The sequence below is a fragment of the Embleya sp. NPDC005971 genome (genome assembly GCF_040629175.1).
GTDB lineage: Bacteria > Actinomycetota > Actinomycetes > Streptomycetales > Streptomycetaceae > Embleya.
Window position 1 is genome coordinate 124,143 of sequence record NZ_JBEXUX010000024.1, and the last position, 10,966, is coordinate 135,108.

Here is a 10,966-nt window from a genome sequence, read left to right on the forward strand (position 1 = left end):
GCGTTCGACCCGACCACCGGCCGCGCCGCCAGGGTCGTGTGCACCGGCAACGCCGTAGCGGCCCGCGACATGGATCAGGTACCGATTCCTCTCCGGATCGGGACAGTCGGGCGGGCAGCCGAGGACGGCACGGCCGCTCGGGGCGTCGAGGCCGAACTCCACTTCCCTGTCAAGTCAGCGTGTTGAGACTTCCGGCCGACTTGCGCCGTGCAGTCCCTCAAGAGCAATAGGGTCCGGTCGGGTTCGTACCGAACCAACCGGGACGAACCCACTGCACCCTCCGTGCGCGTCGGGCGGACAGACGACCCGGCACTGCGGTCGGGCGCTGTGGCGGGACGGCGGCGCCTGTCGCTAGGGTCGCCGGATGACCTTCGATGATGAGCTCGCCACCGACTTACGACCGAGCGAGGCACCAACCGGGGTGATCGTCAACGCGCTGCGCTGGGACCTCTTGAACGATTGGGTCCGGTACCTGAACGACGACAGGCACCCGGACAAGACGGCCGAGATGGCGTACGTCTGGGGCTTCATCAATCGGGACTTCGGCGGCGACACACTGCGGTGCCTGTGGGGCAAGCACGAGACCAACTACCCCATGTTTGCCGAGACGGTGTGGCTGCTGCACCGAGAGTTCAGCGAAGGCGCCGGTGCGGACGAGCACCCTCTCTTCGCAGACCTGCCGCCGGTCCCCGCCGACATCCTGTTCCGGAAGATCGCGAACGCGTCCGCGCCGGCCTTCCGGAAGCTGACCGAGGGCCAGATGCTCGAGATCCTTCGCAAGGCGCCGCAGGACTACGCGTCGATGCGGTAGGGACCCACCCAAAACACCGACGACCCTGCCCCTCAGACGGGTCGACGTCGGCGAACGGCGCGGCGGCCAAGGGCAGTTGCTCCAGGACGCGGTCGAGGTCGTCGAGTTCCCGGCGCAGGCGCTCGGTCGAGATGCCGACGTCGCGGGTGGAGCGCGAGCGGGCCGCTGATCGGGTGTCGCGGGCGTTCTCGATCGCGGCGCGCAGCGCGGCGCGTCGCTCCTCGGGCGTGGGCGTGGACATCGGTGGGTTTTACTCCCGGACCGCAACGGTGATCGTCCGAGCCCGTGACCGTCTCGGATACGGCACGGTATCCGAGGCGGTCGGCGCGAACCGGAAGCCGCAGCACCGAAAACCCCTCCGCGGCCGCGACGCGATCCCCTACAACATCATCGCGACGCGCCACAGACCCCTCTCCACATCCCTCTGGAGCGCCAGCGCCCACCGGGCCCGGTCGCGGCCCGGAAAATCGCCCCGCCTCCCAACCCCGAGGGCATCCGTCTCGTAGGGTTCGGGGCTTGACGACGGATGTCACGATCGAGTCCGACGGCAACCTGCACCATGTCTTCACGCATGGGGATCTCGCCTCCGCAGCCCAGTGGATCGGCCAGCCACCCCCGACCGGCGACGGCGGGGGGAACGGCGAACCCGGTCTCGGCGTTCAGGAGTCTGGGATTGCCTGAGACGATCACCCACACGACACGGGGATCGAGCGCGCCCCGACAGCCGGAGGAAGCCGATGACGACGCGAGTGGCCTGGACGACCCTGGTACCGGAGCAGACCGAGAAGATCGTCGCGATCATGCTCTGCCGCGAGAATCCGTCCCGCCAGCACGTACGGCCCTCCCGAGGCGACGGCGGCATCGACGTGATCGAGGTTACGCCTGCCGGTTGGATCGTCGACCAGATCAAGTACTTCGCGACGAACCTCACCGCAGGGCAGAAGAAGCAGATCGTCGACTCCCTCGCGGAGTTGCGAAGCTTCGCCGCTGCGAAAGGCGCGGTGATCGCGCAGTGGCGCCTGGTCCTGCCCTTGAACCCGACCAACGAAAACCGGGCCTGGTTCGAGGACTTCACCAAGGGCGCCGGCCATCCGTGCCACTGGCACGGCCTGACCCACCTTGAAGGCCTCGCCGCCCAGTTCCCCGACATCGTTGACTACTACCTGCACGAGGGCCGCGAGCGACTCCAGGGCCTCTACGAACGTGTCGTGAACATCATGGGTCTCCAGTGTGTCGCCGGCGCTGGAGCCGTGGTGGTGCCCGGAGACGTCGCCACCGGACTCCAGGACCTGTACCAGGCCCTCAACGCACACGACCCGCACTACACGTACGCCTTCGCCATCGACCCCGAGCGTCCGGCCATCGCCCAGGACCCGCGACTGGTGGCGGCCACACAGCAAAACACTGTCGACGGATCGTGGATCACCTTCAAGATCTACGCCCGCTACCCCCAAGCCGTCGACGACCAACCGCTCACGTTCAACATCGCGATCAACGTCGAACCCGACAGCGACACGGCCCGTGCGCTGGATGCCACCCTCACCTACGGCGTACCCCTGCGTCTGGACAGCACCGACACCCGTGCCTTCCACGCCGTGGTGGACCTCCCGGGAGGTCTCGGAGGCGAGATGAACGCCGGCGTCCTATCGCTGGTACCGCTGCCCGGCGACGACGCCCAGCCCTACGAGCTGCGGCTGCAGATTCTCGATGCCAACGACACATTGACGGAAACCGTCCGCTTGGACATGCAACCCGCCACGTTCGGGCTCGGAGGCCGCGGCGTGCGCGCGATCGGACGCGAGGAACACGGAGCCTTCGAGGTGGAGATCCTCACCGACGTGCCGACCCTCGCTGCCCGCTTCAACTTCTCCACATGCGATCTCTCCGGCAAGACCCCTGCACGTGTCTTGCCCGGCCTGCGCGCCGCAGCCGGACTGCGAGCGCCCCACCGCTTCCGAATCGCCGCTGCGCACGGGCCCGTCGAGTTCCCGTCCATCCCCATCCCCGCACGAGAGCACGAAGGCGAACTCGCCCCCTCACTCCTGATCGAGTTGATCGATTCCCTCGCGCACATCCAGGAACACACCACGACCCAGGTCGCCATCCCGGATTTGACCACATTCACGGTCGCGCAGGCACGGCACGTCATTCGCGCCGCCCGCCTGCTGCGTGGGGAGACCCTTACTGGCCGATGGACGGACATCGAACTCGATATTCCCGATTCGGAGACGTTTGCGCCGCACGTCGGCAGCGAGCCCTCGTCCTGGAGGCTCGAACAACCCTTGAGCCTCGTCATCAACGGCGCATATCTGGACCTGGGATACGAACGAACCCTCCTGCGCAGCGCGCGCGTGGAACACCGCACCACACCCACAGGCCCCGAATACGCCCTTGTTGCGGGAGACGACAACACCACGGAGACCACGCACAGTCACGAACCCACAGGATCCGCAGCCCCCGAGCGGTAGGACATTGCCCCGCATCCGAGCGCTGTCGGACTTGGCTCCCACCCTTCGCGGCCCGAACGCGCGGACGATTCGGGGCCTCGGGCTCAAGAAGTCGTTCGTGCCCTCGGCCGGGTAGTGCGCCGCCCGTCGACTCAACCGTTCGTCTGCTTGGCCAAAGCTCCCATTCCTCGCTGAACGAGGTGAACACGTCCGCCGGGCGTTGCGCAAGGACCACGGGCTGCTCGGGGCGCCGTTTCGGGACCTGGTCCTGGCCTACGTCGACCCGAGTACGCCGCCATCCGCGCGCGATGCGCAAGCGGCGTCGGGCCGCGGCCGCCGACGCCGTCGACACGATGACCCGCCTCGACCCCTTCGCCGACCCACCCGCCGAACCCGAACCCCTCGATCCCCGGGGCGACATCCTCATGGTCGACGACGGATCCACGTCTTCGTCCCATACCCCACGCGTTGACGACACACCGGGCCACCCCGACCGGGCCCGGCTCGTGTGCGTTCTCACCAGCGCGGTTGAGAGCGTGGGCAGCCATTCGCTTTCCTCACTCGGCGAGTTACCCCCGGTGCGCCGGTTGTTGATTCGGGTGCCCAGGCGCATCCGGACCTCGTCGGGCGTCTGCCGCCTGTTCTCGTGCCGCAGCCGCCTCCGATGTGGCCCTGAGCCGGTCCTCCTCGAGAGGCAAGAGGCAGGCCAATGTGTCCAGCGCCACGGCGATTCTCTCCCGCCAGTCGGCGAACTCGACGGAATTCGCATCGGAGGGCCGCTGCGATTTCACAGAGCGGAGATGACGCAAGGCGTGCTTGAGCTCGGCATCAACCACGAGACTTCTTCCGATCGATACGCGGTCGACCCCATCGTGCACCACGCGGAGGTCGAGGTCAGGTACCCAGTCTGCAAGGCGCCGTGATGTCGCCGTGCCCGGCCCCACCTCTACCGAACGCCCCGGGCGGTATGACCACCGCAGCCTCTTTTCGTTACCGCCCTGTGTCCCCGTTGGCCGCACCGCGTGTGCACTCTGAGAGAAAGGCGTAAGCATGCCCTCGACGTGGAGGCACCATGGCCGCGACAGCGTACAACTCGTCGGTCGTACCGATCACACGTGGCGAAATCGTCGACAGGCTGGCCTGGGCCGCCAAATCGTGCGGCCTTGCATTGGACGACATGCTCGACCAGTACTACACGGTCGGCCTTGAGGATCCGGGCGCCGTCACGGACGTGTTGATCCTGCTGGACCTGCTCCCGCCCGGGGATCCCCTCGTATCGAGGCACGTTGATGACCAGCACCGAGAACACCCTCGCTGACATTCAGAGGCTGTCGCAAGAGGTCCACGACGGCGGGAGGAAATCGTTCTGCGCCTGCCGCGACCTGTTCCAAAAGCTCCTGGTGATCACCGTGATGGCCGAGGGCCAGCAAGTGATCCTCAGGTCCGGACCGAAGGACGCGGTCCGCGCCCTGGAAGGGGCCCACAGGAGCGCCTACGCGCCAACGGACACAGGCTTGGTGCGCCTTCGCGACAACCACTGGTTGTCGATCGGCATGCATTTGTCCCTCACCAAGAAGAACCGCCTGGCAGTCGGTCAGTCCAAGTTCCAGTACCAATGGGAAGAGGATCGATCGTCCGCGGTCTTTCGCTACGACTACTCGCGCGCCAGCATTCACGTGCATCCGGCCGCGCACGTCAACATCCACGGATCGTTCGACGCCGCCGGTCCGCAGCCGCTCGAACGAATCCATTTTCCCACCGGTAGAACGTCCTTGGAGCAGGTGCTCCGGTTGTTGATCCAAGGCTTCAAAGTGCCCGCAGCCACTCCCAGCGACGTATGGCTGCCCGCGCTGGCGTCGGCCGAGGCGCGATTCGCTGAGGTTGCCAATCAGCCTCCGTTCGTTGGGATTCCGGACGGGGCCTGACACGCTGCGGGTTCCCCGACCCCGAGTCGACGTCGCGAATACCCGACGACCCGCCAGCGGCCCGTGCGTCGAGTCAGCGCAACTGGGTCCCCATCTGGGTGGATGCTGACAGCCGCCGCGCCCGCGCCCCCACTCCCGCCCGCACGGTACAGATCGGTATCGGCGCATGCATTCGACGGCGGCCGATCTTCCGCCCCGGTGTCGGTCGACGGCTGACGACGAGCGTGTCTTCACGGACACCATCGGAATCGGACAGGGCTGGCCCGCCGGGCTCGCGATGCGCGACCAGGATCGCCTCGTCGCGGGCCGCAAATGGTCTCCCCGTCCCTCGCCGCCCCACCGAATCCCCCCACTCGGACCGGGTTGGCTCCCACGTCGTCACCAGCGCATACCCAACTCCGTCAGCAGCCGTTCTCGCTCCTCGCTCAGCGAATGCCGTCTGGTGCGTTGGTTGTTGATCCATTTCCCCAACCTCACTTGGACCTCCTCGTCCGACCCGGCCGCAGTCACAGTCTCGACGTGGGTACGGGGCACCTCCAGATGACTCTCGCGTGTGTCTTTCGCAGGTGCGGTGCCGGGTTCAGCCGTTCGGAGGGGTCGGACACGGGGGTGTGAGTGTGTGTCGGAGCGCCTGGCCTGCTTGTTCGAAGCTGCCCGTGGTGGCCGCGCAGATGTGTCGGATGGCGTCCTGGGCTCGTACGAGTCGAAGGGATACGGCGTCGGTCTCCTCCATGAAGGCCAGGGTGTGGCCGTCGGGTGAGAAGTCGAGAGGTCTGTATCCGGACGCGGCGATGGGTGTCGTGTGGGGTGCGGGGTGGTCCGGGTCGGTGAGGTCCCACAGCCGCACGGGGCCGGAAATGCCCGATGTGGTGAGCATGTCTCCATCGGTTGTCAGAGAGAGGGAGTCGACCGAGTCTCCGTTGGTGTCGAGGGAGTTCGGGCGTGGTGTGGGATGGTCGGGGTCCGAGGTGTCCCACAGTCGCGTGGAGCGGGAACCGGCGGTCACCAGGGTCCTGCTGTTCGCTCCGAATGCGACGGCGGAGACCACGTCACTGTCGAGGGTGATGGATCCTGGCCGGCGCTTGGGCCGGGTGGGATCGGTGACGTCCCACAACACGACATCGGTGTCCGGGTCGAATATCGACACGGCGAGCGTGCGCCCGTCGGGCGAGAGGGCGGCGGCGAGTTCGGTATCGGTTCCGATGGCCGTGCGGAGCGCAGGCCGGTCGGGGTCGGAGACGTCCCATGTCTGCCAGCCGTGGCCTTGGCCCACTGCGACGAGGGTACGGCCGTCGGGGGAATACAGAACCGTCGTCCTTGCGGCTGGGAATCCGGTGAGGGCGTGGGGTCTGGGCGTGGGGCGGTCGGGGTCCGTGAGGTTCCAGAAGCGGATCGTCGCTGTCGGCTCGTCGTCGGTGCTGTCCGCAGGGGGACGGCCGTCGGGGCCGAGCTTGATGATGCGAGGGTTGGTGTCGGAGGTGACGGCGGCGAGGGTGCGGCCGTCGGGTGAGAACGACAGAGCCGTGGCCGTTTCGCGGTCCGTGGCCAGGGTGCGTGTCCGCGGCGTGGGGTGGCCGGGCCGGACGAAGTCCCACAGGCGGATCTCGCCCCTGGCGGCGACGGCGAGCGTGTGACCGTCGGGGCTGTATCGGAACGTCGCGGGGTTGCCGTCCTCGCCGGTGCGGGTCGCGGTGACGTAGGTCGGCAGGGTCCACAGTCGCGTCGGTCCGGACGACGCGAGTATCCGGCCGTCGGCCGAGAAGCTCAGGTTTGCGCCGGTGCTGGGCAGTCCGCGGCCGTTCTGGTCTCGATCGTGGGCGAACAGGGGGTCTGTTCGCGGGATGGTGCGATCCGGATCCGAGATGTTCCACAGCCGTGCGGTGGCATCGCGATCCGCGGTGGCGAGGGTGTGCCCGTCGGGAGAGAACGCGATCGACGTGACGGACGCCGAACCTCCGGCGAGGGGCAGGCGCCAGGGGGTGGGGTTGTCGATGTCGGTGAGGTTCCACAGGCGTACGGCGGCGTCCTGGCCGCCGGTTGGGATGGTGTGCCCGTCGGGTGAGAAGGCGAGGGTGTCGATCGGTGCCGTGTGGCCGTCGAGCGTTCGTGGCCGCGGGCTCGGTCGTTCGGTCACGGTGGTGTCCCAGAGGCGGACACTGTTTCCGTCGGTGGTGGCCAGGGTGTGACCGGTGGGAGAGAACGCGATGTCCGAGACCGAGGGGTCGGCGGACACCTTGAAGTGGACGCCCTGTGGCTCGGGATGGTCGGGGTTCGAGGTGTTCCACAGGTCGATGCCGTCGTTCGCGGTGACCGCGAGGCTGCGGCCGTCCGGGGAGAAGGACAGGGCTCCCCTCGCCGTCGACCCGTTGCTCGCGCGCAGGGTGGGCTGGTGGGGATCGGCGGTGTTCCGGAACTCGATGAACCCCTTGCCGGCGACGGCGAGGGTACGACCGTCCGGGGAGAACGCGAGCCCGATCTCCGTACTTCCTCGGATCGGGAAGTCCGCGAGACGCAGTGGACGTTCGGGGTCTCCGACGCCCCACAGCGTGATGCTTGCGTCGTGTGTCGTGTCACCGCTCGTTCCGGTTCGCCCGAAGGTTGCGGTGGCCAGGGTGTGGCGGTCGGGACTGAAGAGAACCCGGTTGCTGGGGGAGTCGGGCAGGACTGCGGCCAACGGGCGGGCGGCGGAGTCGAGGAGGTTGCCCAGCGTGGTGGGCGACGGGTCCTTGCGATAGGCGGCGATGTCGGCCTGGGCGGCGAGGGAGACGTCGATGCCGCGCAGCCGCTCGGCCTCGATGCTCAGTTCGCGGGACAGAGCGGCGTCGAGTTCGTTGCGGAGCCTGTCCCCGCGCCGATCGGATTCGACGGCGAATCGGACGGCGACCACGGTCGTGGTGGCGGCCAGCACGGCCAGTACCCCGATCACGCCGGTCGCGATACGCCAGCGGCGCCGGTTGCGGTGTTTTCGGAGCCGCTCCGCGTCGTGTGTTCGCCGCGTCTCCTCCACCGCCGCGTCGCACGCGTCGAGGAACGCCCGGGCGGTGCGGCTGACCTCGTGTGCCTCGGCATGGTCGCGGGCCTGGCGAAGCCGACTGCCGCTGTAGAGCCTGGCCGCCTCGCGCCGTGGCACGACGACGGGATCGGTGCCGGTGCCGGTCGTGGCGCGCGCGACGGGCCTGTCCCATTCCGCGGCGTCCTCCTCGAGGCGCTGTCGGACCAGGTGCGCGTCGCGATCCGTGCCGATCCAATCGCGCAGGCGGGGCCAGGCCTGCAGCAGGGACTCGTGCGTGATCTCCACGCTGTCGCGGTATTGCGTGAGCAGGCGTTCGTCGGTGAAGGCGTTGGCCACGGCGACCAGGACGTCCGGGTGGTGGCTCGCGGCGGCAAGGTCGGAGCGGACGGCGCGCCTGCGGGTGTCCTCGGCGGGACTCTCGCCGAGGCGCACCAAACGTAGGAACAACGCGCGGGTCTCGCGACGCCCGACATCGTCGAGGGTGTCCCACACGTGATCGGCGGAGCGCTGAACGGCACCGGCGATACCACCGGTGTCCTCGTAGCCTTGGAGGGTGAGGGTACCGCCCTTGCCGCGACCCTCGTCGGTCGTGGCGGGCACACGCTCACGCCAGGTCGCCCGCAACGCGTGGGCGAGCAAGGGGAGCCGGCCCGCCGCGTACTCGTCGGCGGGATTCGCGTCGGGCCTCCGAACGGGGGGACGGACGCCGAAATCCGCGAGCAGGCGTTCGACCAAGGCGGGTTGCACCGTCAGTTGGGCTGCCCGGGCCGGCCCGGTGATCGCTTCACACAGGCCGTCCCGGGTCAATGGGCCGACCTGACCGGACGATCGGCCAGCGCGTCGCCGAGTTCGCGATGTCGCTGGCACGCCGGGTAGAAGTCGTCGCGCACGCCCACCACGACGAGCGCCCTCGGCAACGCGCCCCCCGGACCGGCCGCCGCCAACGTGGTCAGGGACGCGACGAACGCACGTCTTGCCTTCGCGTCGGAACACTCGGTGAAGATCTCCTCGAACTGATCGACCACCACGATCACACCGCCGGCACTGTCATCGGCCTCGGATGCCCCGGCATCGGCCGGCACGCGGGTGATGTCTTCGATGCCGGCGTCGGCGAGAGCACGGGCGAGTGCCGCCGGCGGGTCGCCGGACGGTGTCAGGACCACCATCGTGGGCGAGGACCACGGGTGATCCAGCGCACCTGCTGCCAGCCGCGGGACGAGCCCGGCGCGCAGCAGCGAGGACTTGCCTGCGCCGGAGGCCCCGACGACCATTTGGATTCCTCCGTCGCGCGTGCGGCGGTCCAGATGCTCGACCAGGTCCGTCACCAGCGAGGCCCGGCCGACGAACACCGATGATCGCTCGGTGCTGAACGCCGCCATCCCCGGATAGGGGCACTTCCCTCCACCGGCGGCTCGCGTTGCGCGATCCCGAAGGAGCAGCAGCGGTTTCGTATCGAGTTTCAGGACGCGGGCGAGGGCCGTGATCGTGGCGGCGCTGGGTATCCGCGCGCCGTTCAGGGCTTGGCTGACCACGGTACGACTCAGGCCCGTTTTTGTGGGGAGTTGACCCGCCGCGAAACCCTGCCGCACGCGCCCGCGCTGCAGTGCCCGGGTCAGCTCGGCCAAGGCGTCCTCGTGTTCGACGGGCTCGCTCACGCGGTCTTCCACCCCCTCGTTGTTCATTGTGTTCGCGGCGAACGCCGTTGAACGGCGGTTCCGTGAAAGTCGATCCGAGCCCGTCTCGCACCGCCAGGGTGCGCGCACCCTCTGCTCGGGAGGACCCGTGTCCACACATTCGATCCGCGTCATCGCCACCGTGATGAGCCTCGCGGTGGCAGTCCTGTTCGCCATGGCTGCGGCCGCTGCGACGGCCTACCTGGCCCGCCGTGCGGGTGACCCCATGCCGGCGACGCTCATCAGGGCCGCCGGAGCGTTCGGCTCCGCGCTCACTCTCGAACTGCTCGTCCTCACAGTGCTCGTCACCGTCCTCGCCTGAACCCGCACCGCGCGGACTTCCCGGAGGTTCGGCGGCGGGCCGGCTGTCGACCGCCGACGTGTTCTCGTCGCCGACGGCTCAGTCGACAACCGAACCTGCGAGCAGCCAGACAGGTCAGATGGCCGATCGCAAGTCCGCAAGCGTGGTGGGTCGAGTCCGGGACGCGACCCACCACGCGCCAGGCCGTGAAGCCGGTCAATTCGCGAGGAGCACGCGGCGTCGCAGAAGTTGCAGGCTCGCGCGGTCGCGGGGCGACGTTTCGCCTTTGTCCTGTTCGCGAGCCCTTCGACCGTGCCCCCGCGCTCCGGAGGAGCGTCGGGCCGGAGGTGGTGGCGGTGCCGTGTCCGCGGAAGCATCGCGAAGCCGCGGCGGGTGAGTCGGTTGATCTCGGCGAAGCGGGGGCAGCGCCCGCACGGTTCCCTCGACTGCTGTCGAGCGGCTTCACGTTGCCGTTCGGTCGATGATTCAACGGACCACTTCGCGGACGGGCAGTGGAGGCGGCCTCTTCGGCGACGTTTCGTGGTCGGTACCGCTGTGCGGAATCGTCGGACGGTCTTGTGGCCCGCTCGCGTGGCCGCGGGCGGCGACCTACCCGGCGCCCGTCGCCTGCGGTCGCCGCTCGACAGCAAGACTAAAGGTTGTCCCACAAGTGATCTTCGAGTTGCGGATGCGGTCGGCAGCTGCGCGAACTCGTCGGCTATCCGGCGAGAGCGAGGTTGTGCAAGCGGGCGATGCCGAGCATGGCGTGGTGGACGCCGTCGCCTTTGAGACGGCA

General features: G+C 68.5%; 8 protein-coding genes and 1 pseudogene. 6 read left to right on the plus strand and 3 right to left on the minus strand.

The features are described from left to right. The first annotated feature begins 364 nt into the window (after positions 1-364). The 5 genes from ABZ374_RS22305 (at position 365) to ABZ374_RS22325 (ending at position 5,183) form a co-directional block, all read left to right on the plus strand. A complete protein-coding gene (locus ABZ374_RS22305; protein ID WP_360313650.1) occupies positions 365-811 on the plus strand; it encodes a hypothetical protein in 447 nt (148 codons plus the stop codon). Positions 812-1,327: 516 nt separating this feature from the next. After that, positions 1,328-1,492 (plus strand): hypothetical protein, encoded by a 165-nt coding sequence (locus ABZ374_RS22310; RefSeq protein ID WP_360313652.1) that lies wholly within the window; start codon positions 1,328-1,330, stop codon positions 1,490-1,492. Positions 1,493-1,548: 56 nt separating this feature from the next. Further along, entirely contained in the window at positions 1,549-3,279 is a 1,731-nt protein-coding gene (locus tag ABZ374_RS22315) for a hypothetical protein (protein ID WP_360313654.1), read from the plus strand. Between the two features lie 1,051 nt (positions 3,280-4,330). After that, positions 4,331-4,576 carry a hypothetical protein gene (locus ABZ374_RS22320; RefSeq protein WP_360313656.1) on the plus strand — a complete coding sequence of 82 codons (246 nt, stop codon included), beginning with the start codon at positions 4,331-4,333 and terminating at the stop codon, positions 4,574-4,576. Beyond that, on the plus strand, positions 4,548-5,183 hold the full coding sequence (locus ABZ374_RS22325) for a hypothetical protein (RefSeq protein WP_360313658.1): 636 nt from the start codon (positions 4,548-4,550) through the stop codon (positions 5,181-5,183). Before ABZ374_RS22320 ends, ABZ374_RS22325 begins: the two co-directional genes overlap by 29 nt. Positions 5,184-5,561: 378 nt before the next feature. On the opposite strand, the gene ABZ374_RS22330 is transcribed toward ABZ374_RS22325, so the two are convergent. From ABZ374_RS22330 to ABZ374_RS22340, 3 genes and pseudogenes are all read right to left on the minus strand, one after another. Next, positions 5,562-5,723 (minus strand): helicase associated domain-containing protein, encoded by a 162-nt coding sequence (locus ABZ374_RS22330; RefSeq protein ID WP_360313670.1) that lies wholly within the window; start codon positions 5,721-5,723, stop codon positions 5,562-5,564. Positions 5,724-5,763: 40 nt separating this feature from the next. Beyond that, on the minus strand, positions 5,764-8,313 hold the full coding sequence (locus ABZ374_RS22335) for a WD40 repeat domain-containing protein (protein WP_360313672.1): 2,550 nt from the start codon (positions 8,311-8,313) through the stop codon (positions 5,764-5,766). 105 nt (positions 8,314-8,418) lie between these two features. Further along, positions 8,419-10,046 (minus strand): annotated as a pseudogene (locus ABZ374_RS22340) (helix-turn-helix domain-containing protein); the annotation flags it as partial. On the opposite strand from ABZ374_RS22340, the gene ABZ374_RS22345 reads away from it, so the two are divergent. Next, positions 9,979-10,191 (plus strand): hypothetical protein, encoded by a 213-nt coding sequence (locus tag ABZ374_RS22345; RefSeq protein WP_360313676.1) that lies wholly within the window; start codon positions 9,979-9,981, stop codon positions 10,189-10,191. The pseudogene ABZ374_RS22340 and the gene ABZ374_RS22345 overlap by 68 nt on opposite strands. Positions 10,192-10,966: the final 775 nt, after the last annotated feature.